The sequence below is a fragment of the Frigoribacterium sp. Leaf172 genome, from assembly GCF_001424285.1.
In the GTDB taxonomy this organism is placed as follows: domain Bacteria; phylum Actinomycetota; class Actinomycetes; order Actinomycetales; family Microbacteriaceae; genus Frigoribacterium.
The window spans coordinates 44387-68168 of record NZ_LMPB01000002.1 but is presented as its reverse complement, the minus strand read 5'-3'; the positions used below and the strand labels follow the sequence as shown (position 1 = coordinate 68168).

Below are 23782 nucleotides of genomic sequence, written 5' to 3'. Positions count from 1 at the left end.
ACCCCCGCCGTGCACGCGCTGGGAGAACACCCGGCCGCCGACCCCCTGGTGCGCTTCGGCCTACCGTGCACCGCAGCCGGTGACGCGCTGGCATATGACCGAAGGGGACATCATGTCCGTTGGAGACAAGGCAAAAGATTTCGTCCAGAAGGCCGCCGGACACGTCGAGGAGGCCGTCGGCAAGAAGACCGACGACGCCGAGCTCACCGCGCAGGGCCAGAAGGACAAGGCCATGAGCGAGGACCGTCTGCAGACCGAGAAGGCCAAGGACGGCGACCTCAAGTAGTCAGCCTCCCCGCCGCATCGCGGCGATCCGCGAGAGCCCGGCCCCGTCACTCGGGGGTCGGGCTCTCGCTCCGTCCGACGCCCGTCCCGGTCCCGCCGAAGTGCGCCCCGGTCTCGTGCCCGGCGAACACCCACATCCACTCGAGCGCCAGCTCGGACGTCAGGCCGGGCGCCTTCTGCGCCAGCTGCGTCGCCACCCCGTCGCTGTAGGCGGCGAGCTTCAGCGCGACCTCCGACGCCCGACCGGCGGTCAGCGCCGGGAACGCTCCGCCGGCCCCGCGGCGGAGCGTGCGGGTCAGGCACGCCTCCCACACGCGGATGCGCTCGACGTACTCGGCGGCGACGGCGGGCTTCCGCGCCACGGCCGTCCAGTAGTCCGACCACAGACGCCAGTGCTCGTCGCTGGCGTCCGTCGCGGCGAACAGCGGCTCGACGAGCATCCGCACACCGGCGACCGGATCGGGCTCGGCGTCGACGGCGGCGATGATCGACGAGTAGAACCGCGCCGTCTCGAGCACCACGACCTCGTTGAGGATCTCTGCGACGCTCTCGAAGTGGTAGGTGACGGTGCCCACCGAGACCCCGGCCTCGGCCGCGATGTCACGCAGGCGCGTCGCGCCGAGCCCCTCGCGGAGGATCACCCCGCGGGCCGCCTCGACGATCTGCGCACGACGCTCGGCGGGCTTGCGCCGCAGACCGCCGCCGGGCGCGGCCCCCGCGGCGTCCGCGGCAGCCGCGGCGCCCGTGCCACCCGCCGCGCCCGTGCCACCCGCAGCACCCACGCTCACGCCGACGTCCGCGGCACGACGTCCTCGAAGCGCCGGTCGGCGACCAGCACCTCCGGCGCGTCCGGCCCGCCGTCGCGCGCCCAGGCCCGGACCGTGTTGACGACCACGTAGTCGTCCGCCGTCGCCGTCACCCGCGAGGTCGTCTCGAGTCGGGCCCGCCAGTGGGGCTTCTCGAGGCCGATCGCCCAGCGCGACTCGGCCGACGCCGACAGCGGGTCGCCGTCGACGATGCGGTAGGTCTCGCGACTCTCCTCGCGGAAGACGAGACCGTCGGGGTACTCGCGGCCGCCGCCGTAGCCCGGGTCGACGTCGAGCACCCACTCCCCCGTGCCGACGTCGTGCGTGACGCTGCGCTCCGGCAGATCGGACGTCGGCGGCAGGGCGCGGACGGCCAGCGGCGTCGCGCGCTCGGGCTCCTCGAAGCGCACGCCGTCGTCGCCGGTGCGCGTCCAGACCGGCAGGGTGACCGAGCTCCGCTGCGGGTCGATGGTCAGGGCCGCCTCGTCGGCGTGCGGCCAGACCCACGGCCAGTAGGCCGACGACACGGCGATGCGGAGGCGGTGGCCGGCCGGGAACGAGTGCCCGGTCGAGACCAGGGCGAGGCGCACGCTCTGCTCGACCCGCACCTCCATGGGGTCGTCGCGATCGCGGCCGTGCCGCTTGTTGAGGTTGAGCACGCCGCGGGTGACGAGCGTCGAGGCGCCGTCGGGCGCCACGTCGCAGAGCCGCACGATGACGGTCGCGTCGGGCCGGTCGCTCGTGACCGCGAGGTCGACGACGACGGAGCCGAGCACGTCGAGCGCGTCGTCCACGTCGAGGTCGAAGCACACCGACCGGCCGTCGTCGGCGCGCTGGTCGGGCGGCAGGTCCGTCGCGTTGCCGAACGGGAAGAACCGTCCGGCGTCGAGCCCGGTGCTCTGCGGCGAGCGCACCACGACCGGCCCGTGCTCGCCGCCGATCATCAGTTCGAGGGGCTCGACCCGCGACCGCGTCGCCGACGAGGGCCAGGCCTCGGCCGCGACCCAGCGCCCGGTGCGCTCGGCGTAATACGTCGCGGGCGGCTCGGAGTCGTTGATCCAGGCCCGCAGCGCCGGCTCGTCGTCGACCCCGTTCGGCTCGTCGAGCAGCCAGCGGTCCCACCAGCGCAGGGTCTCCTGCAGGAATCCGATGCCCGGTCCGGGGGCGAGTCCGCGATCGGGGTACTGGTGCGACCAGGGCCCGATGATCCCCTTCACCGGTGCGTCGAGGTTCGCCACCAGCCGCAGCACGGCGTCGCGGTAGGGGTCGGCCCAGCCTCCGACGGCGAGGACGGCGGCGGTGATCGTCGTGTAGTCCTCGCAGACGCTGCCGTGGCGCCAGTAGTCGTCGCGCTCCTGGTGGGCCAGCCACGTCGGGGTCATCGGCCTGTTGTGCTCGAGGCGCTCGCGCCAGCGGGACACCCAGTCGGCGCCGACCACCTCGGGGCGCGGGGGGCGCGAGTTGAACGCGAGCATGGTGCCGCCCCAGGCGGCCATGTCGATGCCGAGCACGGCGCCGCCCATGTAGTGCACGTCGTTGTCGTAGCGGTCGTCGGTCGAGCAGACGGTGACGATGGCCTTGAGCGCGGCGGGGGTCCGGCCCGCGAGCTGCAGGGCGTTGAACCCGCCCCACGAGATGCCGAACGCGCCCACCGCTCCGGTCGACCAGGGCTGCGCGGCGAGCCACTCGATCAGGACGATGCCGTCGTCGAGCTCCTGCTCGGAGTACTCGTCGTCGAACAGGCCGTCGCTCGAGCCCGTGCCGCGGATGTCGACGCGCACCGAGGCGTACCCGCGGGCCGCGTACCAGGGGTGCCGCTCGCTGTCGCGCGGGGCCGTCCAGTCGTCGAGCCGGTACGGCAGGTACTCGAGCAGCACCGGCACCGGATGCTCGACCCGGGGAGCCCAGATGCGCGCGTGCAGACGCGTCCCGTCGGGCATCGGCACCCACTCGTCGCGCACGTCGACCGCGTGCACGGGGCGGGGATGACCCAGGAGGCGCGGGTCGGCCGAGCCACCGCCCCCGGTCACGAGGCGGTCCCGTCGCGTCGGCCGCGGCCCTCCGAGGCGACGGCCCGCATCTCGACCCGGCGCTCGAGGTGGGCCTCGGCGCGGAGGCCGGCCTGCGCCTCCTCGTCCCGGGCGCGCTCGCGCAGCGTCGACCGCGAGGCGCCGGTCGCGCCCGTCGTCTCCGTCGTCTCGGTCGTCTCGGCCGTGGTCGTCTCGGTCGTGCTCACATCGCCTCCCAGTGCTTGATGCGGTGTCCGTCGCCGAGGTCGTCCCAGCCGTCGGCGTCGCGCCACCGCGGCCGACCGTCGCCGACCCCGGGCAGCTCGGTGGTGCCGGGGTCGAGCGTCGCCTCGAGCAGCGTGCGCGTGTACGGGTGATTCGGACCGCCGAAGACGCGATCGGCGGGACCGACCTCGACCAGGCGGCCGCCGGTCATGACGGCCACCCGATCCGCGACCCCGCGGACGACGGCGAGGTCGTGACTGATGAAGAGGCAGCTGAGCCCCTTGTCGTCGCGCAGCCCCGCGAGGAGGTCGAGCACCCCGGCCTGCACGCGGACGTCGAGCGCGGTCGTGATCTCGTCGGCGATGATCAGCTCGGGGCCGGCGGCGAGCGCCCGGGCGATGCCGACGCGCTGACGTTGACCGCCCGAGAGCTGCGCGGGGAGGCGCGTGGCGAAGTCGGGCGTGAGACCCACCTCGACGAGCAGCTCGGCGACCCGGTCGCGCGACGTGCTGCCGGTGAAGAGCTTCAGCGGACGGGCCACGGCGGCGCCGACGGTCCGTCGCGGGTTGAGCGACGTATCGGCGTTCTGGAAGATCAGCTGCACCGCGCGCCGCAGCTCGGCGCTGCGCCGGGCGACGGGCTGGGTCAGGTCGCCGTCGACGGCCACGCCCCCTCCCGCCCCTCGGAAGGCGAACGCCCCCGACTCGGCCGGGATGAGCCCCGCCATGGCCAGGGCGAGCGTCGACTTGCCGCTGCCGGACTCGCCGACGACGGCCAGCGTCTCGCGGCGGCCGATCTCGAACGACACCCCGTCGACGGCGGCGGGGAGCCCGCGCCCGTACCGGACGACGAGCTCGCGCGCCTGCACGACGGGGGCCGCCGAGGTCGAGGCCGACGCGTCGGACGCATCCGACGCCGCGGCACCCGTCACCGCGTCCGACCTCGCAGCACCGGTCGCCGCGGCGGGCGACGCGGGCGACACCGCGCCTCCGGTGACGGACCGCGACGCCGCGCCGTCCGTGACCTTCCCGAGCAACGACTCCGCGCGCCGCATCAGTCGCGCGGCGAGCGAGTCGCCGTCGGCGGACGCCGCATGCCCGGCGGCGTGTCGAGCACCGTCCGCTCCGTGGACGCGGGGGATGCTGGCGAGCAGCTCGCGCGTGTACTCGTGTCGCGGGTCGGCGAACAGGTCGGCGGTGGGCCGGTGCTCGACGATCTCGCCGTCGTGCATCACGGCGATCTCGTCGGCCATGCTCGACACGACGCCGAGGTCGTGGCTGACGAGCACGATCGCCATGTCGAGCTCGACGGCGAGGTCGCGGATCAGCTCGAGCACGGCGGACTGCGTCACGACGTCGAGCGCCGTCGTCGGCTCGTCGAGCACGAGCAGGCGCGGGCGGGCGGCGATGGCCATGGCGATGGCGATCCGCTGCTGCTGACCTCCCGAGAGCTGGTGGGGGTAGCGCCGCACGATCGTCTCGGGATCGGGCAGCCGCACGTGACGGACGAGTTCGAGCACACGGTCGTCCCCGCCGGGGAGTCCGTGACTCTCGAGCGCCTCGCGCAGCTGGCGGCCGACCCGCATCGAGGGGGTCAGCGCCTGACCGGCGTTCTGGGCGACGAGGGCCGCCGTGCCCCCGCGGAGGGCGCGCCGCGAGCGGTCGTCGAGCGCGAACACGTCGTCGCCGGCGACGCGGACGCTGCCGCCGACGATGCGCGAGCCCCGCCGCAGATGCGCCAGCAGCGTGCGGGCCACGGTCGACTTCCCGCTGCCGCTCTCGCCGACGAGTCCGAGAGCGCGGCCGGGGGCGATGGTGAAGCCGACGCAGCGCACGACGGGCACCTCGCGGCGCCCTGCGGCGTACGAGATCGAGAGGTCGTCGACGACCACGACGGGATCGGAGGCGGTGGGGGCGACGGGCGCCGCGCCTCCTCGGTCCGGGTTCACGGCGGTCATGCGACGGCCCCCTTCTGCGCGCGGTCCACGCCGAGCGTCTTGCTGAGTCCGTCGGCGCTGAGGTTGAGGCCGATGACGAGGGTGGCGAGCGCGACGACGGGCGCGAGGGTGCCCATCGGCACGACGGTGAGGGCCGTGCGGTTCTCCTGGACCATGAGCCCCCAGTCGGGAGTCGGCGGGTTGGCCCCGAACCCGAGGAACGACAGGGTCGAGATGAGCAGCACGATCCACGAGGCGCGCATCGCGAACTCGACCAGCACGACGTCGAGCACGTTCGGCAGGATCTCGCGGAACACGATGCTCAGCGCCCCCTCGCCGCGGGCCCGGGCGGCGGTGACGTAGTCCTGCGTGATCACGGTGCGGGCGGCTCCGCGCACGACCCGGGTGACGGCCGGCGCGTAGACGACGGTGACGGCGAGCACGATCACCCACAGCCCCGAGTCGAAGACGGTCACGACGACCAGCAGGGCGAGGATCGACGGGACGCTGAGCAGCGCGTCGACGATGCGCATGACGACCTCGTCGAACCAGTCGTCGGCGTACGCGGTGATGCAGCCGAGCACCGTGCCGACGCTCACCGCGATCGTGGTCGCGAGGAACGTCACGAGCAGCGCGTACTGCCCGCCGTGCAGGGTGCGCGAGAGGATGTCGCGACCGTACTGGTCGGTGCCGAGCCAGTGCGCCCAGCTCGTGCCGGTCAGGGCGGCCGTCGAGTCGGTGGCGACGGGGTCGTGCCCCGCGATCAGCGGTGCGAGCAGGGCCAGCGCGATGTGCAGGGCGATGAGCCCCAGGCCGATGCCGAGAGCCGAGGAGGCGCTGATGCTGCTGGTCAGACCGGTCGCGAGACCGCGCAGTCGCGCGCCGATCGTCTTCGGGGCGTCGGGGCGACCGGTCGACGCGACCCGCGCCTCCTCGGTCCCGTTCGTCGTGGTGCTCATGAGCGGGCCTTCCGTCGGGTGCGGAGTCGCGGGTCGAGCGCGAGGGCGATCAGATCGGCCGCGAGGTTGCAGACGACGTAGACCAGGGCGCTGACGACGGCGATCGCCTGGATGGTGGGCAGATCGCGGTTGAAGACGGACTCGAGCATGAGCTTGCCCATGCCCGGGTAGTTGAAGACGTTCTCGACGACGACCACGCCGCCCAGCAGCCAGGCGACGTTGAGCGCGACGACGGTGAGCGTCGGCAGCAGCGCGCTCGGCACGGCGTGGCGCCACACCACCTGCCGGGTCGTCAGCCCCTTCAGCTCGGCGGTCGTGACGAACTCGGACGCCATGACGTCGATCGTCGACGACCGGGCGGTCCGCACGATGTAGGCCGCCATGGCGAGGGTCAGCACGATCGCCGGCAGCCAGACGCTCGGCAGCAGCTCGGCGACCGTCGCGCTGTCGCCTCGCAGCACCACCGCCGGGAAGATCGGGATCGCGACCGCGAAGAGGAGCACGAGGATGGTCGCCACCATGAACTCGGGGACGCTCATGACGATGAGGCTGATCAGCGAGATCGCGTGGTCGCTCGGTCGGCCGCGACGCACCCCGGCGATGACGCCGAGGGTCAGCGAGACCGCGACGCCGACGAGCAGCGCGGGCACGGCGATCAGCATGCTGTTGCGGAACGCGATCAGCAGGTCGGGGCCGACCGGGGCGCCGCTGACCAGCGAGACGCCGAAGTCGCCGTGGCTCGCGCCGAGCAGCCACTCGCCGTAGCGGGCCCAGACGTTCTGATCGAGCCCGAGCGTCTCGCGGAGGGCGGCGACGGCGTCGGGCGTGGCGTCCTGTCCGAGCAGCTGCTGCGCGACGTCCCCCGGCAGCGCCTGCACGGCGAAGAACACCAGGAACGACGCGAGCAGCACGGTGAGCAGGGCGGTGCCGATGCGACGCAGCACGAGCAGCAGGGTGCTGAGTGCCGGGCGGCCGGGGCGTGACGGGCGCGGGGTCGTGGGTGCGCCTCCTCGGCTTCCGGTGCCCGCGTCGACCGTGGGCGGCGTCTTCGGGGCGGGGGTCGGTGTCGTGGTGCTCATGCGCGCAGTCCGATCTGGAGGTAGTCGAACTCGAAGCCGTACTCGCGGTAGTTGACGACGTCGCGGCCGATGCCGACGAGGCGGTCGCCGAACATGGGGGTCATGTCGGCCGCGTCGTCGACGATGAGGCGCTGGGCGTCCTGGTAGAGCGTGGCGCGGCGGGCGTCGTCCATCTCGGCGCGGGCGTCGTCGAGCAGGGCGTCGAAGGTCGGGTTCGACCAGGCGCTCTCGTTGTACGACGAGCCGGTGCGGAAGATCTGGTTCAGCAGCTGGTCGATCGGGCGTCCCGTGAACCAGTAGCTGACCATCAGCGGCTTCTGCATCCAGATCTGCGTGTAGTACGAGTCGGACGACGCGTTGCGGACGACGAGGTCGATGCCCGCCTCGCGCACCTGGTCGCGGTAGGCGACGGCCATCGGGGTGAACACGGACTCGTAGCTCGAGGTGAAGATCTCGGTGCGGAGGCCCTCACGGCCCGCCTTCTTCAGCAGCGCCCGCGCCTGCTCGGGGTCGTACGCTCGCTGCTCGTCGAGCCAGACGGCCTGGGTGGGAGGCACGGGGTTGTCCCAGCCGGCGGTGCCGGTCCCCTGCAGGGCCGTGTCGACGATCGCCTGCGGGTCGTAGGCGAGCTTCATCGCCTGGCGCACCAGGGGGTCGCTGAACTCGGCGCTCGTGTGCAGCATCGGGATCGTGTACCACTGCGCGTTCGCCGAGCGGGCGACGGTCGCGGTGCTCGACGCGCTGACGACCTGAGCGGTGGCGAAGTCGAGGTTCGTCTGCGAGATGAGGTCGATCTGACCGGCGAGCAGGGCGTTGACGCGGGCCGTGGTGTCCTGGATCGAGAAGAAGTCGATGCCGTCGAGGGCGGGGCGACCGGCGAAGTGGTCGTCGTAGGCCTCGATGCTGCCCGTGCCCGCGGGCTCGAAGCCGCTGAGGCGGAACGGACCGGTGCCGATGCCGGTGGTGCCGATCGTGGGGCCGTTCGCGGGGTCGGCGCTGCCCTCCGGGATGATGTAGCACTGGTACGCGGTCAGCAGCGAGGGGAACTCGGCGTTCGCGGTCAGCAGCTCGATGCGGAGGGTCAGCGGGTCGGGGGCGCTCATGCTGCCCGGGCCGATCATCGCCGCCAGCACCTCGCCCTGCGGCGATGCGGTCTCGGGGTCGAGGATGTGCTCGATCGAGTAGATCGCGTCCGCGGCGGTGAAGCGGCGGCCGTCGTGGAACCGGACGCCCGAGCGGAGGCGGAACGTCCACGTGATGCCGTCGGGGGTGGCGGACCACTCCTCGGCGAGGTCGGGCACCGTGACGCCCTGCTCGTCGAGCTTCACGAGGCGGTTGTAGAGGGCCCCGAGGTACTCGTAGGCGGAGAGCGAGCTGGCGGAGTCGAGGGTCTCGGCGGCGCTGGCGGCCGGGCGCGCGATGCGGAGGCGCCCGCCCCGCTTCGCCGTGCCCGTGGCGGCGGCCTCGGGGATGGTCGGGGTGCTGCGGGCGGGGGCGCAGCCGGCGAGGGTGAGGAGGCCGGCGAGACCCGCGAGACCCGCGGCGCCGGTGAGGACGGTGCGGCGGCTCGGGCCGTGGGAGACTCCGCCGCGGGAGCCCTCTCTGCTGTCGCGCAGGCGCGGATGGTCGGGGACGATCGGTGTCATACGGGTATGGCCTTCCGGTTTATCGTTCCGGTGAACGATAAGGGAGTCGCGCGGCATCCACGAGTCGAGGGCCGAGGCTTAACGCACTCGTTACGTGCCTCCGGCCCCTGCGGCGTCGCCCTAGGCTGGTCGGGTGCAGATCACGCTCCGCCCCGCGACGGCCGACGACCTCGACTGGCTGCTCGAGCTGCGGGCCGAGGTGATGCGGCCCGATCTGACCCGACTCGGCGTGTTCGACGAGGTGCGCGTGCGCCAGCGGATGCGCGATGCGTACGAGCCTGCGCACACGCGCGTCGTGGTCGTCGACGGGCGCGACGTCGGGTCCATCGCGGTGCGCCCGGCCGACGGCGCCCGCTGGATCGAGCACTTCTACCTCGAACCGTCGGTGCAGGGCCGCGGAGTCGGAGCCGAGGTGCTCCGCACCGTGCTCGCGGAGCCGGGCCGCGCCTCCTTCCGTCTCAACGTGCTCGTCGGCAGTGCCGCGCGCCGCCTCTACGAGCGCCACGGCTTCGTGCTCGACGCGGCCGACGACGTCGACGCCTACATGACGCATCGCCCCGCCTGACCCGCCGCCCCGCATCAGCCGAGGAGGCGCGGATCGACCGGTCAGAAGATGTCCCGTCCGACGCCCCTGACCGCATCGACCGACCACTCGATCCCCGCGCGACGCGGAACCCGATCCCGAAGCCCGATCCCGAAGCCCGCGCCCGAGCCCCGGCCCCGCGCCTCAAGCCTCGCGCCTCACGCCTCACACCCGCGCGGGCGCCTCGCCCTTCACGTGCGCGGTCTCCCACGCGCCCGTGTAGTGGTTGAAGCAGACCGAGTTGTCGAGGGCGGCCCGGTCGGGGGCGGCCTCGTCCGAGACGATCTTTCCGACGCGCTCGGGGTCGGGCGCGGCGAGCGCGAGCAGCTTCGTGTAGTCGTGGTGCGGGTCGAGGATGACGGCGTCGGCGGGTCCGCGCTCGACGACCCGGCCGCGGTAGAGCACGAGGATCTCGTCCGAGAAGTGCCGTGCGGTGGCGAGGTCGTGGGTGATGTAGAGCACGGCGAGGTTGTCCTCCCGCTGCAGCCGCCCGAGCAGGTTGAGCACGCCCAGGCGGATCGACACGTCGAGCATCGAGACGGGCTCGTCGGCGATGAGCACCTGCGCGCCCGGCGCGAGAGCCCGGGCGATGGCGACGCGCTGCCGCTGCCCGCCCGACAGCTCGTGCGGTCGTCGCGCCGCCATGTCGGCCGCGGGCCGCAGGTTCACCCGCTCGAGCATCTCGAGCACGCGCTCGTGCGTCTGCTCGGCGCCGCGGGTGCGCCGGTGCAGCCGGAGGGGGCGGGCGATGTGGTGCTCGATCGAGTGGAACGGGTTCAGCGACGCGAACGGGTCCTGGAAGACCATCTGCACGTGCCGGCGGTAGAGCGAGCCCATCACGGGCGTGCCGTCGTCGAGCTGAACGTCGATGGTGCCCGAGGTGGGCTTCTCGAGCTTGGCGAGCATCCGGGCGATGGTCGACTTGCCCGAGCCGGACTCGCCGACGAGGGCGACGGTGCGTCCGGGCAGCAGGTCGAACGAGACGTGATCGACGGCGCGGAACGCCTTGCGCGAGAAGCCCGACCCGACCGAGAAGTCCTTCGTCAGGTCGGTGATCTGGATGCTCGTCATCGGAGGCCGTCCTCGAGGTCGTCCGGCGTGGGCAGCACGACGGAGCGGGTGTCGGTGTCGACGGGTGACCCCTCGTCGACGCCGGTGCGGATGAAGGCGCCGCGCGACCCGCTGAGACTCGGGAACGAGCTGAGGAGGCGGCGGGTGTACGGGTGCTGCGGGTCGGTGTAGATCTGCTGGGCGGTCGACAGCTCGACGATCTCGCCCTGCAGCATGACGGCGATCCGGTCGCTGATCTCGAGCAGCAGCGGCAGGTCGTGCGTGATGAAGACGACGGCGAAGTCGAGCTCGTCGCGGAGGCGGACGATCTCGCGCAGGATGTCGCGCTGCACGACGACGTCGAGGGCCGTGGTGGGCTCGTCCATGATCATGATCTGCGGCTCGAGCAGCATGGCCATCGCGATCATGACGCGCTGCCGCATGCCGCCCGAGAGCTCGTGCGGGTACGACGACAGGCGCACGGGGTCGACGCCGACGCGGGTCAGCACCTCGGCCGCCCGGTCGCGGCGCTCCTTCTTCGACATCCCGCGACGATGCGTGATCAGGACGTCCTCGAGCTGGGCCCGCACGGTGGTGACCGGGTTGAGGGCGTTCATCGCCCCCTGGAACACCATCGACAGCTTCGACCAGCGGAACGCCCGCAGCTCCTCCGACTCGAGGGCGAGCAGGTCGACGTCGGTGCCGTCGCGGTCGTGGAACGTCACCGACCCGCTCGCGATGCGCGCCGGCGGCCGGTGCAGTCGGTTGATCGCGTAGGCGAGCGTCGTCTTGCCGCAGCCCGACTCCCCCGCGAGCCCGAGGATCTCCCCCGGGCCGAGGGTGAGGCTGGCCGACTTCACGGCGGTGACGGGGTTCTCGACCTCGTACACGACCGTCAGGTCGTCGATGGTGAGCACGGCGTCACGGCGGGTCGTCGTGCGCGACGCGACCGGCGCCTCCTGGGTGGGGGTCATCGTGCTGCCTTCCGGGCCCGACGCGCCTGCTTGCGGTGCAGTCGGACGTTCTTGAGCTTGGGGTTGATGATCTCGTCGATCGAGAAGTTGATCAGCGAGAGGCCGGTGCCGAACAGCGCGATGATCAGACCGGGAGGGCCGAACCACCACCAGGCTCCGAGCGGCAGGGCGAAGCCGTTCTGGGCGTAGAAGAGCATCGTGCCGAGGGTCGACGAGTTCGACGCCCCGAGCCCGAGGAACGACAGCCCGGCCTCGCCGAGGATCGCCGCGATGACCGCGAACACGAACTGCGACGCGAGCACCGGCAGCAGGTTCGGCAGGATCTCGACCGTGATGACGCGCCACGGCCGCTCGCCGGCGACCCGCGACGCGGCGACGTAGTCGCGCGACCGGATCGACAGGGTCTGCGCCCGCAGCACGCGGGACGACGCCGCCCAGCCGGTGATCGCCAGCACGACGCCGATCGTCCAGAGCCCGCGCTGCTCCTGCGGCACGAAGCCCGAGATGACGATGACGAGAGGCAGCCCCGGGATCACCAGGAACACGTTCGAGAAGAGCGAGAACGCCTCGTCGGTGACGCCGCCGATGTACGCGCCGAGGATCCCGAAGAAGGCCGACAGAGCGGTGGCGAGCACCCCGACGATCAGCCCGATCTGCAGCGAGCCGCGGGTGGCCCAGGCCAGCTGCGCGAAGACGTCCTGCCCGGTCTGCGTCGTGCCGAGCAGGTGCTGGGCCGACGGCCCGGTCAGACCGATGTCGCGGATGGCGGCCGGGTCGCCGACGAGGAACGGCCCGACGACGCCGAACAGCACGATCGCGCCGATGAGGGCGAGGCCGGTGGCGAGCCACGGCGTCATGGTCGGCAGCATCAGCCGCCAGGGCGAGCGGGGCGGCTTGCCGCTGTCGGCGGACGCCGACGCGAGCTCGGCGGTCGGATCCGCGACCGCGGCCTCCGTGAGGGGCGCGACGTTCGTCATGAGTCGTCTCTCCGATCGGCCTGCAGGAGGCGCGGTGTCTGTGTCCGGGAGCGGCCCACCCGGGTGGGTCGCGCCTCCGGGGCTCCGGTCCGTGCGCCGCGCATCAGCTGCGGGCCCGGGTGCGGGGGTCGATGATCCCGTAGAACAGGTCGACCACGAGGTTGGCGCCGAGCACGGCCAGCGTGATGAACAGGAAGATGCCCTGCATCAGCGCGTAGTCGTTGTTCGTGACGGCCGAGAGGAGCTTGCCGCCGATGCCCGGGTACGAGAACACCTGCTCGGTGACGATCGACCCCGACACGACGAAGCCGAGCGAGATGGCGAACCCGGCGACGCTCGGCAGCACCGCGTTGCGGGCCGCGTAGCCGCGCAGGATGCGCCCCTGGCTGAGTCCCTTGGCCTGCGCCGTGAGGATGTAGTCCTCCGAGAGGGTCGACACCATCATGTTGCGCATGCCGAGCAGCCAGCCGCCGAGCGACGCGATGACGATGGTCAGCGCGGGCAGGAACCCGTACTCGATCGCCGACGAGATGAACGCCCAGTCCCAGCCCGGGTCGAGGACGACGTCGTAGCCGCCCTGCGAGGGGAACAGCCTCATCGACGTGGCGAGCACGTAGACGAGGATCAGCGCGAGCCAGAAGTACGGCACCGCCGCGAGCAGCGTCGTCGCCGGCACGAGCGAGTCGAGCCAGGTGCCCGGCTTCCAGCCGACGAAGGCGCCGAGCAGGACGCCGAGGGCGGCGCCGATCACGGTGGCGATGCCGACGAGCATGATCGTCCACGGCAGCGACCCCGCGATGACCTCGCTGACCGGTGCCGGGAAGTAGCTCACCGAGACCCCGAGGTCGCCGCGGAGGATGTTGATCAGGTAGTTCCCGTACTGCACGGGCAGCGGCTCGGACGAGTCGCCGCCGAGGAGGAGCGTGTAGGCCTCTCGGGTGTCCGCCGTCACCACGCCGCCTCGCTGCTGCAGCTTCGCCAGCAGGATGTCGACGGGGTTGCCCGGCAGCAGGCGCGGGATCATGAAGTTCAGGGTCAACGCCGCCCACAGCGCGATGGCGTAGAAGCCCAGCTTCCTGACGAAGTAGTTCACGAACCCTCACCCGGCCTCGACGTCGTCTCGGGCCCGGCCGTCTCCTCCTCGGTCACGACGGTCGCCTACTCGCCCGTGGGCTTCAGGTTCTTGAAGACCTGAGCGTTGTCGGGCGAGGCCCAGATGGCGGGGAACGCGTACAGGTCGTCCATCGTGGGCCAGCCGGTGAACTTCGACGAGTGGAACTCGCTCGTCGTGCCGCCCGTCATGACGGGGATGTAGGGCATGTCCTCGACGATCGCGGCCTGGATGACGTCGAACTGCGCCTGACGGGCCGCGGTGTCGGCGGGGTCGACGGCCTTCAGCTCGGCGAGCGCGGCGTCGACGGCGGGGTCGCTGAAGCGCGCCATGTTCGTGGGAGCGGCCTCGCCGACCTCGGCCGTGTAGGCCGTGTTGAAGTACTGGTCGTACAGGTAGAACGGGTCGGACGCGGGGCCCTGGCCGAGCGAGTCGATCGCGAGCTCGTAATTCCCCTTGCTCTTCTTGTCGGTCCACTCGTTCCACGACGACTGCGACGCGGTCAGCTCGATGCCGGCGGCCTTCAGCTGCTGACCCATGGTGTCGATGGCGGTGATGTAGTCGGTCCAGCCGGTGACGACCTCGACGGTGAGCTTCAGCGGCTCGCCGTCCTTGGCGTAGACGCCGTCTCCGCCCTTCGTGTAGCCGGCCCCTTCGAGGAGCTCGGCGCTCTTGTCGAGGTCGGGGGCGGAGGGGGCGACGGGCTCGGCGACGTCGGCCGAGATGAGGTCCTCCTGCGTCGAGGTGAGCGCGAAGGTCGGCGAGATCTCGCTGGCGGTGTTCTGGAACGCGAGCGAGTTCACCTGGTCGCGGTTCAGCGCGTGGTAGATCGCCTGGCGGACGGCCGGGTCGGTCTGGGGGCCCTCGCAGCCGAGCTCGACGCTCGAGCAGGTCAGCAGCGCGACCTGGTTCTGCGGGATGGTCACCGCGTCGTAACCCGGGTAGTTCTCGGACACGTTCTCCATGTCGGGGACGGGCCCGGTCTGCCAGTCGATGGTGCCCGCGGCGAGCGCGTCGGCGCCGGCCGTGTTGCCCGAGAGCGACAGGTAGCGAACCTTCTTGACCTCGGGCTCGCCGCCCCAGTACTCGGGGTTCGAGGCCAGCGTGAACGCCTGCGCCTTGAAGTTCTCGAGCGTGAACGCGCCGGTGCCGACGGGCTCGGCCATGACGTCGGTGGTGGGGTCGATGCCCGACCAGAGGTGCTCGGGCACGATCGGGGTGCGGCCGAGCAGGGTGGGGCCGGCGACGAACGCGGGCTCGTCCCAGGTGAAGACGACGTGGGTGTCGTCGGGTGCCGTGACGGCGCCGTCGAAGCCGCTGGTGTTCAGCGACGGGGTGTCGAGCAGCATCTGGAACGTGAAGACGACGTCGTCGGCCGTGAAGGGCTCGCCGTCGCTCCAGGTGGCGTCGTCGCGCAGGGTGACGGCGAGCTCGGTGCCGGCGTCGTTCCAGGTGTACTCGGTGCCGAGCAGGGGCTCGTAGGCCTCGGTGTTGACGTTCGTGACGAAGAACAGCGACTCGTAGATCGCGCCGATGCCGCCGATGCTCGAGGGCGAGTACGGGTTGAAGTTGATCTGGTAGTCGCCGGCCTGGCCGGTGTAGACGACCAGGGTGTCGGAGGGGGTGGAGCTCGAGTTCGAGCCGCCGGCGGAGCAGCCGGTGAGGACGAGCGCGAGGGAGGCGGCGGCCGCGGCCCCCACGACCCAGCGGGGGCGGACGGGCCGAGGGCCGGTCGAGGCACGGAGGAACATCGTTGATCCTTTCGCTGCACCGGTCACGGGGAGCCCGCGGTCGGTGCTGACATCGTTGTCACAGGCGTCATCGCACTGCCCGGCCATTGTTACCCGACTAAATAAAGCCCGTCAAGTTTCTTCGGAGGAGCGCTCAGGTTCGGCGAGCGCCCCGCGCGATCTGCTGCTCGTGACTGGCGCCACCCGGGCGCCGGCTCTCTGCTGGCGCGCCGAAGGGGCCGCGCGGATGATCCGCGCGGCCCGTGCTCTCAGCTCAGAGCGCGACGACCCCCACTAGCGCGCCCGCGTGCCGCACGACGTCGTCCGCCGCGAACCGCGCGGCGTCGACCCCGTCGGTCGCCGAGACGCGGAACACGGCGCTCTCCCCCGCCAGCAGCGTCACGAGCCCCCGGTCGACGGTCGCCCGCGGTGCGGCGCGGTCGACGAGCAGCGTGACGTCGCGGGCGTACGCCGAGGCGGTCACCGTGACGAGCACGTCGTCGCCGTCGGGCGTCGCCGTCGCCCTGACGGCACCGGGGTCGAGTCGCTGCCCGACGACCTCGGCGGCGTTCCAGACGGCCCGCCCGGCCCCGAATCCGTCGAGGTCGACGACGAGCACCTCGGTGGCCGGGTCGAGGCTGGCGACGAGTTCCGCGGGCAGCAACGTGGTCGACGCGCCCCGCGCCTCCACGGCGACCGGCACGTCGACGACGTCGCGGTGCGAGCCACCGGCGTCGAGGGAGGCGACCGCGGCGCGTGCCGTGCCGTGCCAGGCGGCGGCCGTGTCGTTCAGCAGCACGAGCGAGAGGCCGGAGGCGCGGGGCTGGATGGTCGCCAGCCGCGGCTCGTAGGCGGCTCGCAGGGCGAACCACAACGGCTTGCGGTGCTCGTCGAAGTCGACGGCGGCCCACGAGACGACGGGCCAGTCGTCGTTCAGCTGCCAGACGATCGTGCCGGTGTTGAGCGGGGCGAGTGACCGGAAGTGCTCGATGCCGAAGCGGATCGCGGCCGCCTGGTTCAGCTGGGTGGCCCAGTGCCACTCGTCGATGCCGTTCGGCGACGGCAGATGCCCGACGAGGCCCCGCTCGAGCTTGAGGTTGCCGTCGTCGGCCTTCTGGTGCACGAGCATCTCGTGGCCGTAGGGCTCCATCGGCTCGTCGTGCACGACGGCGGCCAGGGTCGACCACGCGGGCGGCCCCTGGAACCCGAACTCCGAGACGAACCGCGCCGGGTACTCGGCGTAGGCGGTGTAGTCGCGGTCGTTCCAGACGTCCCAGATGTGCATCGTGCCGTGCCGGGCGTCGTTCGGGTGCAGGTAGTCGCCGAACGAGTACGGGCTGCCCGGCGAGTACGGCCGGGTGCCGTCGAGCTCCGCGACGAGCGCCGGCAGCAGCGAGCGGTAGTAGCCCTCGCCCCAGGTGCGGCCGGCCAGCTCGGCGCGCCAGCCCCACTCGACGAAGCCCCAGATGTTCTCGTTGTTGCCGTTCCAGATGGCGAGCGACGCGTGCCGGCTGAGCCGGGTGATGGCCTCGCGCGCCTCGGCCTCGACCTCGTCGGCCAGCCAGGCCTCCTCGGCGTAGGCGGCGCAGGCGAACAGGAAGTCCTGCCAGACGAGCACGCCGGCCTCGTCGCAGGCGTCGTAGAAGTCGTGCGACTCGTAGATGCCGCCGCCCCAGACCCGCAGCAGGTTCATGTTCGCGTCGGTGGCGTCGGCCACCCGGCGCCGGTAGCGGGCGGCGTCCATCTCGGTGAGGAACGCGTGGTCGGGGATCCAGTTCGCGCCGCGGATCTGCACGACCTCGCCGTTGACCGACACCGTGAAGGGGGTGCCGTGGGCGTCGGGTGCGGTGTCGAGGGCGACCGTGCGGAAGCCGACCCGCGCCTCCCACGGTTCGTCGGGCGAGGTGCTCAGCGTGACGCTGACGGGGTAGAGCGGCTGGGCGCCGTGACCGCGCGGCCACCAGAGCTCGGCGTCGGGCACGACGAGTCGCAGGCTCACGGCGGTCTCGCCGGCCGTCATCGCCGAGGAGGCGCGGTGCCCGTCGACCTCGACGGTCACCTCCGTCGACCCGCCGCCCGCGCCCTCGCCGCCCGCCCATTCGAGGTCGACGTGCGCGTCGAGCACGCCGCCCTCGTCGGTGACGTCGACGAGCGGCCGGACCGACGCGATGCGGACGCCCGACCAGCTGTCGAGTCCGATGGGCTTCCAGATGCCGCTGGTGGCGACGTCGACGCCCCAGTCCCAGCCGAAGTTGCTGGCGGACTTCCGAAGCATGTTGAAGGGGTGGTGGTTGACGTGCGGGAGGGCGCCGTGCTGCTCGACCCGCGCCTCGACCTCGGCGACGGGGGCGGCGAAGGTGATGGTGAGGCGGTTCGCACCGGTGACCAGCGCCTCCTTCACGTCGATGCGGTGGCTGCGGTGCTGGTTCTCGGTCTCGGCGACGAGCACGCCGTTGAGCTCGACGCGGGCGACGGTGTCGAGGCCCTCGGCGACGAGGTCGTGGCGGTCGGAGCCGTCGTCGCTCCAGTCGAAGGTGGTGGCGTAGCGCCAGACGGTGCTGCCGATCCACTGCTGGACGGCCTCGGCGTCGCCATCGAAGGGGTCGGTGATGAGGCCCTCGGCGAGGAGGTCGGTGTGGGCGCAGCCGGGGACGGTCGCGGGGATCGTCGTGCCGGCGAGCCGGGTGGCGAGGTCGTCGGGGAGGGGGCCGGAGACGGCTTCGAGGGTCCAGCCGTCGTGGAGGGGTGAGAAGACCATGGGTGCCCTTGCTAGGAGGTGCGCGACGTCGCTGTCGCGCTGTCGGACTTTGTCAAATGACTTTATAAAGCACAGCAGAGCCTACGATATCGCCAGGAGGTACGACATGGTCAACCCGAGGCCCTTGTTGGCGGTGCCCACGAGCCGGGCTCTCGCGTTCGACCTGATCCGCTCGCAGGGCCCGATCAGTCGGGTCGAGCTCGCGGAGTCGACCGGGCTCACCCAGGCGACCATGTCGAACGTCGTGCGGCAGCTGCTGCTCGACGGCCTCGTCGTTGAGTCGGGCCGTCGTGAGTCGACCGGGGGCAAGCCCCGGGTGCTGTTGAGCATCGACCCGCGAGCACGCTATGCCCTCGGGGTGCAGCTGGGTGCGGACTTCGTGACGGTGGTGTTGACGGATCTCGGTGGCGCCCTGGTGGGGAGGGTGAGCGTCGCCGGCGTCTGGGGGCAGTCGCCCGAGTCGGCGGTGGCGTGGATCGCGTCGACGGTGTCGATGTTCCTGGGGTTGGTCGGCGTCGAGGCCGATCGGGTGACCGGCCTGGGGCTCGTGACGCCGGGTCCGATCGATCTGACGACGGGCAGCATCCTCGGGGCGCCGCCGTTCGAGGAGTGGGCCGGTTTCCCGCTCCGCGATGCGACGGCCGAGGCGACGGGTTTCGCGGTGATCCTCGACAACGATGCGACGGCGGCGGCGATCGGCGAGTTCTGGGGCGGTGCGGTCGGCGACTCGGCGGCGCACGGCACGGTGTACTTCGGGGCGGGGATCGGTGCGGGGATCGTGCTCGACGGGTCGATCTACCGGGGCGCGAGCTCGAACGCCGGTGAACTGGGGCAGATGCGGTACCGCGGTCTCGGCCCGGTGGCGCATCGGGTGTCGGCGGAGCAGCTGGCCGGCCCGGTGAGCGTGGCGCTCGGGGCGCGGTCGGCGTTGGCGGCGGGTCGGGCGTCGAGTCTCGTGCTGACCCAGAACGAGGATCCCTTCGCCGACTTCTCGCTCGTCGCCGCGGCGGCGGTCGAGGGCGATGCGCTCGCCGTGGAGCTCATCACCGAGTCGGCCGACCACCTCGCGAACGCGGTCGTCTCGATGGCGAACCTGCTCGATCTCGACTCGGTGGTGCTCGCCGGGCCGTCGCTGACGACGGCCGGGCCGCTCTATCTCGAGGTGGTGCGGCAGCGGTTGGCCGACGACTTCTTCGCGCAGGGGCGGCATCAGGTCAAGGTCGAGCTGTCGGCGCACGTCGCCGACTCGGCGGCCGTGGGAGGCGCGGCGTTGGTCCTGCAGCGAGAGGTCGCGGCGCGCCGTGGGCCGGGTGGTGCTGCTGGTGCTGGGGCCGCGGGCGCTGCGGGCGCTGCGCCGGTGTCGCCGACCTGACCCGCGCCTCCTCGGTTCGGGATGACCCGCTCGACCTCCGGCGGGATACTCACTCGCGCGAGCTATTACGCATCGATGCGTAGCAGCCCACCGACCAGCACGCCCGGCGAAAGGTGAGCCCAGTGGTTAGAAGATGCCCCTTCGACGCTCGCGAAGGGCATCTTCTGACCACTCGACGCCGCACGCGGGCGTCAGCCCGAAGGCCGTCCCCCAGGAGGCGCGCGGCCGACGCCCGCAGCCCCGTCCTCCGAGGATGGGGGCCGACGCGCTCACCCCAGGAGGGGCGGGTCGACCCGCAGAGTCACCACCTCGCCGTCGGGTGAGGTCGCCGCGAACGTCCACGCGTCGCCGGCAGGACGCGGCCACTCCCACGACACGCTCCACTCGGTGCCCGACCCGCCGCACGAGACGACCCGGTCGCGGTGGCCCGACTCCCCCGCCTCGACCAGCCGGACGTCGATCTCCGTCAGGACCGTTCCGGGTCCGGTCGGCGGATCCCCCGCGGCGTCCCACCCGTCGGTCGCCACGCGGTCGCGCCAGGTGCGACTGTCGGCCCAGTGGCGGAGGGTGAGACGCTCGACCTCGTCGTTCAGGACGGCGCGGGCCTGCAGCCAGACGCGCTGGTCGGTGCACTCGATCCGTTCGACGATGACCACGACTCCGCCCGCGGCCCCGAGCGGGCTCGGCCTGGTCGGGACGAGCGACGTGCGGTGGTCGACGTCTGCGGGTGACCATGTCGTGATGTCGTCCATGGGGTGACCCTAGTGACCCGCGCCTCCTCGGTGGGGTGGTCGGTGTGTCCTGAGCACGACGCCCGGACCCCCACGAGGAGGCGCGGCTCGGCTGCCCGACGCGCCCCTAGTGTGGAGGAATGATCAAGTCCGAGAAGACCCTGCTCGTCTACGCGATCGTCGCGCTGGTGTTCGGCGCCGTGCTGCTCGTCTTCGGGCAGCCGATGGGCTGGCTGCTGCTGGTCGGGGGTCTCGGGCAGTTCGGCTTCATCTCCTACCTCGTCCGCAAGCGGCAGCAGGCCGAGGTCGCGCCGGTGGAGCCCGCAGGGACGGCGGGGCAGGCTGGGCCCGTGGCGCCGGGAGCAGCCGCGGTGCCGGAGGCTCCCACGGCATCCGTCGCGCCCGCGGTATCCGAGACCCCCACGGCCTCCGTCGCGCCGGGCGCGTCCGCCGACGCCGGACCCGACGTGGTCGACGCGCCTGACGCGCCGACTCCGCGCTGACCGGATCATGTCCGAATCAGTGGACCCGGCCGGCACCGAACGCCCTGCGGCTCACGGCATCGTGCAGCGGCCGCCACGTGCTCTGCTCAGTCGTGTCGCGCGAGCAGCGATCGTCGCCGGGGTCGTGGCCGTGGTCGCGTACGGGCTCGCGCTCGCCTTGACCTGGTTGTTGGTGCCCGGAGCCGGTTCGTCGGTCGTCTACACCACCGAGCAGCGGATCGACTGGTTCACCATCGGCGCCAACACGACCGTCGTGGCCGGTCTCATCGCGGCTGTCGCTGCGGTCACGGCGCTCGTGCTGGCGGCGTTCGTCGTGGTGCGACGCATCGGCGGTCGTCGCCGCGCTTCGTAGGGCTTTCGCCGCGCCTCCTGAGGCCGTCGAGCCGTCAAGGGGCGGGTCTTGCTCGTTCGAGCTATTACGCATGGGAACGAAAGAGCGATTCCGCGAAGCCGTTCCCCGGCTCAGCCCGACCCGGCCAACGGAACAGCACGGGCCACGGCAGAATCGCTGATGTGCCGCTCCTCCCCGTCTCCCCCGCCGATGTCGACGACCTCCGCGCGTTCCTCGTCGAGGCCGATCTGACGCTCGCCGGGCTCGACGACCCCGCCGTCCGCCTCTGGATCGAGCGGGATGCGGCCGGCACGATCGTCGGCTCGACCGGCTTCGAGCTGAGCGTCGACGGGGCGCATGCCCTCCTCCGCAGCGTCGCCGTCGCCCCGGCCCACCGAGCCGCCGGCGCGGGCACCCGTCTCGCCGGCCACGCCCTAGCCGAGGCGGCGAGCGCCGGGGCGACGCGGGCCTGGCTCTTCTCGCGCCGCTCCGGACCGTTCTGGCAGAGGCTCGGCTTCTCCCCCGCCGACCGCGACGCCCTGGCCACGGCGCTCGCAGACACCCACCAGCTCCGCCTCTTCGCCGCCACCGGCCAGCTCGCCCGCGAGGTCGCATGGTCACGCCCGCTCGACTGCCCTGCCACACCCGCACCCACGCCCCCGCCCCCGTCCACGGCCGCGCCCGCGCTCACGTCCCCGCCCACGCCCACGCCCGCGCCTCCGCCCCCGTCCACGCCGACGCCCACGCCCCCGTGCACGCCCGAAGCTCCGGCCACGACCACCAACCCGCCCGACTCTCCGATCAGCACCTCCCCACCCCTGGCGCCGAACTCGGCCCGGCCCCCGACGCCCGCAGAAGGGCCCCGGTGATGCGTGACGACGCATCCGCCCGGCCCGGCCACACCCCCGACGCGCCCTTCGGGGCGTCACCGCACCCGCGCCTCCCTGTCTTCCAGGCTCCCGACGGCGGGTGGTACGTCGACCGCGACGGTCTGACGGCGGGGACCGAGCGTCGTTGGCGCCAGGCGTTCGAGCCGCGGACGATCCGGAGACGCGCGCGTCTGGCGTCGGTCGCGCGGCTGCTCCGAGCGGTGCTGCTGCTCGTCGGGTGCGCGGCGCTCGGAGCCGGCGTCGACTTCGTCGTCGGCGGCTCGTCCGAGGCAGTGGTCGTCGGTGCCGCGATCGGTGCCCTGGTCGGGGTCTGGGTGGCCCTTCTGACGATGCTGTGGGCGCAGCGCGACTCGGCTCCCGGGACAGTGGTGAGGATGCCCGAGGAGGTGCTCCTCACCGAGGTCACCAGCCCCAGCCCGCGACGTGTCTGGCTCTGGAGCACGGCGCTCGACGCCGAGGCCCGAGCACGCGAGACGATCGGGTACGAGGTCGAGGTGGAGTGCCCCGCGCAGCTGGCGAGCGCCGCGCGGGCGAGAGCACGCTACGCCGCGACCTATCGCGCCTACGTCGAGGCGGCGACCGATCTCGGGCTGCCGCTGCGAGCGCCGGCCGTCCCGCTCGAACCCCAGCCTTCTGCGGGTGGTCGGCAAGCACCCTCCGTCCGCTAAGGCCGAGCGCCCTCCGAGTCTCACGGGCTGGCCCGTCAGCGCTCTCCATCCGCCGACGACGGGCACCTTCGGACCAGGGCGACAGTCAAACCCGCGCCGAGCTGCGCGACCGTGCGAAGCCGCGCGACGCCCTCACGACGTCCTCCCGTCCTGCTGGCCGACACCGCGCCTCCTGCCGTGTCGTTCCGTCGGCCTCGTGTTCCGTCCCTGAGGACGACCTCACTGCACTCTGCGGACGACGCCCCCGCCGCCGCTTCTGCCTAGCGTCGAACCATGGCCCTCATCCACGCTCCCGCAGCCGCCGCCAGCACGCCCGCCCAGGCCGAGCCGCAGCGCCGTCGGTCGACGCTGCTGTCGCTGCTCCCCTGGACGACAGCCTGGGGAGGCGCGGCGGCCTTCTGCCTCGTACCCATCGGCTTCGTGCTGGTCTCGGTGGTCGTGGAGCAGACGACGAACGGGATAGCCGCACTCGCGATGGTCTTCCCCGTGATGCTCGGCGGAGCGGTGGCCCTCTGGCTCTACGGCCTCGTCGCCGGTCTGCTCGCCGGCCTCCCCGACTGGCTGTTGCGCCGCCGCCCTCGGCTGCGGCCGCTCGGCGCGGCGCTCGCCGTCCTCATCCTCACCGTGCTTGTGGCTGTGCCCTGGGCGGTCGTGAACGTGCGCTTCTTGGACCTGCCGCTGATGGCGCCATTGACGTTCGTCTCGACCCTGACGGTGGCGGGCGCGACGGCTGTGGCGACGACGGTGGTCGTCTTGCTTCACGGCAGGCGCCAGCGGCGGCTCGAGCGTGGCGCGACTGGTCAGATGCGGCCCTCGACGGGCACGTGAAGGCGCGTTCCGGTCGGTCGACACGAAAGGTGCGTCGTGAAGACGAGCAGGCTTTAGCCGCGGTGGCGCGTCTCTGCGGGTTCGACCGGGGTGGGGTGCCGTTGGCGAGCAGCACTTACTTGGGGCTGATGCAGGTGGCGTTCGGTCTGCCGCGGGGCGAGGTGCTGGTCAGCGGTGCGAAGTTTTCGTCCGATCTCTTTGCCTGATGGCCTTGAGCGGCTCGAGGGAAACGGGTCGGGGCGCGAAGCGAAGGCGTCCGCCACGGGCGATGGCGCCGGCGGCTGTGCCCTGGGGCGGGTGCTGGGGCGGGCGCCCAGCCGACGAGGGCCAA

Annotated in this window: 23 protein-coding genes; 9 read left to right on the top strand and 14 right to left on the bottom strand. The window is 72.3% G+C overall.

Annotation, left to right across the window (positions count from 1 at the left end; all coding sequences use genetic code 11):
• The first annotated feature begins 112 nt into the window (after nt 1-112).
• On the top strand, nt 113-286 hold the full coding sequence (locus ASF89_RS06665; RefSeq protein WP_156463343.1) for a CsbD family protein: 174 nt from the start codon (nt 113-115) through the stop codon (nt 284-286).
• A 46-nt stretch (nt 287-332) separates the two neighbouring features.
• Here ASF89_RS06665 and ASF89_RS06660 read toward each other — a convergent pair whose 3' ends face one another.
• The 7 genes from ASF89_RS06660 to ASF89_RS06630 form a co-directional block, all read right to left on the bottom strand.
• Nucleotides 333-1073, bottom strand: coding sequence for a TetR/AcrR family transcriptional regulator (locus tag ASF89_RS06660; RefSeq protein WP_235484017.1), 741 nt, complete (start codon nt 1071-1073; stop codon nt 333-335).
• Nucleotides 1070-3031 (bottom strand): CocE/NonD family hydrolase, encoded by a 1962-nt coding sequence (locus tag ASF89_RS06655; RefSeq protein ID WP_082489946.1) that lies wholly within the window; start codon nt 3029-3031, stop codon nt 1070-1072. Before ASF89_RS06655 ends, ASF89_RS06660 begins: the two co-directional genes overlap by 4 nt.
• 86 nt (nt 3032-3117) lie before the next feature.
• Nucleotides 3118-3327, bottom strand: coding sequence for a hypothetical protein (locus ASF89_RS06650; protein WP_055813281.1), 210 nt, complete (start codon nt 3325-3327; stop codon nt 3118-3120).
• Nucleotides 3324-5282: an ABC transporter ATP-binding protein gene (locus ASF89_RS06645; protein ID WP_082489855.1), complete on the bottom strand. Its 1959-nt coding sequence runs from the start codon at nt 5280-5282 to the stop codon at nt 3324-3326. The genes ASF89_RS06650 and ASF89_RS06645 overlap by 4 nt, the downstream gene beginning before the upstream one ends.
• Nucleotides 5279-6220 (bottom strand): ABC transporter permease, encoded by a 942-nt coding sequence (locus ASF89_RS06640; RefSeq protein ID WP_082489854.1) that lies wholly within the window; start codon nt 6218-6220, stop codon nt 5279-5281. Before ASF89_RS06640 ends, ASF89_RS06645 begins: the two co-directional genes overlap by 4 nt.
• Nucleotides 6217-7299 (bottom strand): ABC transporter permease, encoded by a 1083-nt coding sequence (locus ASF89_RS06635; protein ID WP_082489853.1) that lies wholly within the window; start codon nt 7297-7299, stop codon nt 6217-6219. The genes ASF89_RS06640 and ASF89_RS06635 overlap by 4 nt, the downstream gene beginning before the upstream one ends.
• Complete coding sequence (locus ASF89_RS06630) at nt 7296-8945, bottom strand: ABC transporter substrate-binding protein (RefSeq protein ID WP_082489852.1); 1650 nt, start codon at nt 8943-8945, stop codon at nt 7296-7298. Before ASF89_RS06630 ends, ASF89_RS06635 begins: the two co-directional genes overlap by 4 nt.
• 133 nt (nt 8946-9078) lie before the next feature.
• Between ASF89_RS06630 and ASF89_RS06625 the strand changes: the two genes are divergently transcribed.
• Nucleotides 9079-9510, top strand: a complete 432-nt coding sequence (locus tag ASF89_RS06625; RefSeq protein WP_055813278.1) for a GNAT family N-acetyltransferase — start codon at nt 9079-9081, stop codon at nt 9508-9510.
• 183 nt (nt 9511-9693) lie between these two features.
• Here ASF89_RS06625 and ASF89_RS06620 read toward each other — a convergent pair whose 3' ends face one another.
• From ASF89_RS06620 to ASF89_RS06595, 6 genes are all read right to left on the bottom strand, one after another.
• Nucleotides 9694-10599, bottom strand: a complete 906-nt coding sequence (locus ASF89_RS06620) for an ABC transporter ATP-binding protein (RefSeq protein WP_055813275.1) — start codon at nt 10597-10599, stop codon at nt 9694-9696.
• A complete protein-coding gene (locus ASF89_RS06615; RefSeq protein ID WP_055798012.1) occupies nt 10596-11552 on the bottom strand; it encodes an ABC transporter ATP-binding protein in 957 nt (318 codons plus the stop codon). The genes ASF89_RS06620 and ASF89_RS06615 overlap by 4 nt, the downstream gene beginning before the upstream one ends.
• A complete protein-coding gene (locus ASF89_RS06610; protein ID WP_055798015.1) occupies nt 11549-12529 on the bottom strand; it encodes an ABC transporter permease in 981 nt (326 codons plus the stop codon). Before ASF89_RS06610 ends, ASF89_RS06615 begins: the two co-directional genes overlap by 4 nt.
• Nucleotides 12530-12632: 103 nt before the next feature.
• A complete protein-coding gene (locus ASF89_RS06605) occupies nt 12633-13622 on the bottom strand; it encodes an ABC transporter permease (protein ID WP_055798018.1) in 990 nt (329 codons plus the stop codon).
• 65 nt (nt 13623-13687) lie between these two features.
• Complete coding sequence (locus ASF89_RS06600; protein WP_082489851.1) at nt 13688-15391, bottom strand: ABC transporter substrate-binding protein; 1704 nt, start codon at nt 15389-15391, stop codon at nt 13688-13690.
• 253 nt (nt 15392-15644) lie between these two features.
• Nucleotides 15645-18128, bottom strand: a complete 2484-nt coding sequence (locus ASF89_RS06595; RefSeq protein ID WP_055813272.1) for a glycoside hydrolase family 2 protein — start codon at nt 18126-18128, stop codon at nt 15645-15647.
• A 106-nt stretch (nt 18129-18234) separates the two neighbouring features.
• Between ASF89_RS06595 and ASF89_RS06590 the strand changes: the two genes are divergently transcribed.
• Nucleotides 18235-19500, top strand: a complete 1266-nt coding sequence (locus ASF89_RS06590) for an ROK family transcriptional regulator (protein WP_162240687.1) — start codon at nt 18235-18237, stop codon at nt 19498-19500.
• A gap of 269 nt (nt 19501-19769) precedes the next feature.
• Here ASF89_RS06590 and ASF89_RS06585 read toward each other — a convergent pair whose 3' ends face one another.
• Nucleotides 19770-20252, bottom strand: coding sequence for a hypothetical protein (locus ASF89_RS06585; protein WP_055813266.1), 483 nt, complete (start codon nt 20250-20252; stop codon nt 19770-19772).
• A gap of 119 nt (nt 20253-20371) precedes the next feature.
• On the opposite strand from ASF89_RS06585, the gene ASF89_RS06580 reads away from it, so the two are divergent.
• The 6 genes from ASF89_RS06580 to ASF89_RS15675 all read left to right on the top strand — a co-directional run bounded on the left by ASF89_RS06580 (nt 20372) and on the right by ASF89_RS15675 (nt 23657).
• Entirely contained in the window at nt 20372-20734 is a 363-nt protein-coding gene (locus tag ASF89_RS06580) for a hypothetical protein (RefSeq protein WP_055813264.1), read from the top strand.
• A gap of 7 nt (nt 20735-20741) precedes the next feature.
• On the top strand, nt 20742-21086 hold the full coding sequence (locus ASF89_RS06575) for a hypothetical protein (protein ID WP_156463342.1): 345 nt from the start codon (nt 20742-20744) through the stop codon (nt 21084-21086).
• A gap of 161 nt (nt 21087-21247) precedes the next feature.
• The gene (locus ASF89_RS06570) at nt 21248-21934 is read left to right on the top strand and encodes a GNAT family N-acetyltransferase (RefSeq protein ID WP_082489849.1); all 687 of its coding nucleotides are present in this window, start codon (nt 21248-21250) and stop codon (nt 21932-21934) included.
• Nucleotides 21934-22623: a hypothetical protein gene (locus ASF89_RS06565; RefSeq protein WP_055813258.1), complete on the top strand. Its 690-nt coding sequence runs from the start codon at nt 21934-21936 to the stop codon at nt 22621-22623. Before ASF89_RS06570 ends, ASF89_RS06565 begins: the two co-directional genes overlap by 1 nt.
• Nucleotides 22624-22896: 273 nt before the next feature.
• Complete coding sequence (locus ASF89_RS06560; protein WP_055813255.1) at nt 22897-23451, top strand: hypothetical protein; 555 nt, start codon at nt 22897-22899, stop codon at nt 23449-23451.
• 29 nt (nt 23452-23480) lie between these two features.
• A complete protein-coding gene (locus ASF89_RS15675) occupies nt 23481-23657 on the top strand; it encodes a hypothetical protein (protein ID WP_156463341.1) in 177 nt (58 codons plus the stop codon).
• Nucleotides 23658-23782: the final 125 nt, after the last annotated feature.

Excerpts from the sequence above, each read along its gene's own strand:
- ASF89_RS06665 (WP_156463343.1), top strand. The coding sequence starts at position 113 with ATGTCCGTTGGAGACAAGGCAAAAGATTTCGTCCAGAAGGCCGCCGGA.
- ASF89_RS06655 (WP_082489946.1), bottom strand. The coding sequence starts at position 3,031 with ATGCCCGACGGGACGCGTCTGCACGCGCGCATCTGGGCTCCCCGGGTC.
- ASF89_RS06645 (WP_082489855.1), bottom strand. The coding sequence starts at position 5,282 with ATGACCGCCGTGAACCCGGACCGAGGAGGCGCGGCGCCCGTCGCCCCC.
- ASF89_RS06640 (WP_082489854.1), bottom strand. The coding sequence starts at position 6,220 with ATGAGCACCACGACGAACGGGACCGAGGAGGCGCGGGTCGCGTCGACC.
- ASF89_RS06635 (WP_082489853.1), bottom strand. The coding sequence starts at position 7,299 with ATGAGCACCACGACACCGACCCCCGCCCCGAAGACGCCGCCCACGGTC.
- ASF89_RS06630 (WP_082489852.1), bottom strand. The coding sequence starts at position 8,945 with ATGACACCGATCGTCCCCGACCATCCGCGCCTGCGCGACAGCAGAGAG.
- ASF89_RS06620 (WP_055813275.1), bottom strand. The coding sequence starts at position 10,599 with ATGACGAGCATCCAGATCACCGACCTGACGAAGGACTTCTCGGTCGGG.
- ASF89_RS06615 (WP_055798012.1), bottom strand. The coding sequence starts at position 11,552 with ATGACCCCCACCCAGGAGGCGCCGGTCGCGTCGCGCACGACGACCCGC.
- ASF89_RS06610 (WP_055798015.1), bottom strand. The coding sequence starts at position 12,529 with ATGACGAACGTCGCGCCCCTCACGGAGGCCGCGGTCGCGGATCCGACC.
- ASF89_RS06600 (WP_082489851.1), bottom strand. The coding sequence starts at position 15,391 with ATGTTCCTCCGTGCCTCGACCGGCCCTCGGCCCGTCCGCCCCCGCTGG.
- ASF89_RS06595 (WP_055813272.1), bottom strand. The coding sequence starts at position 18,128 with ATGGTCTTCTCACCCCTCCACGACGGCTGGACCCTCGAAGCCGTCTCC.
- ASF89_RS06590 (WP_162240687.1), top strand. The coding sequence starts at position 18,235 with ATGGTCAACCCGAGGCCCTTGTTGGCGGTGCCCACGAGCCGGGCTCTC.
- ASF89_RS06585 (WP_055813266.1), bottom strand. The coding sequence starts at position 20,252 with ATGGACGACATCACGACATGGTCACCCGCAGACGTCGACCACCGCACG.
- ASF89_RS06580 (WP_055813264.1), top strand. The coding sequence starts at position 20,372 with ATGATCAAGTCCGAGAAGACCCTGCTCGTCTACGCGATCGTCGCGCTG.
- ASF89_RS06575 (WP_156463342.1), top strand. The coding sequence starts at position 20,742 with ATGTCCGAATCAGTGGACCCGGCCGGCACCGAACGCCCTGCGGCTCAC.
- ASF89_RS06565 (WP_055813258.1), top strand. The coding sequence starts at position 21,934 with ATGCGTGACGACGCATCCGCCCGGCCCGGCCACACCCCCGACGCGCCC.
- ASF89_RS06560 (WP_055813255.1), top strand. The coding sequence starts at position 22,897 with ATGGCCCTCATCCACGCTCCCGCAGCCGCCGCCAGCACGCCCGCCCAG.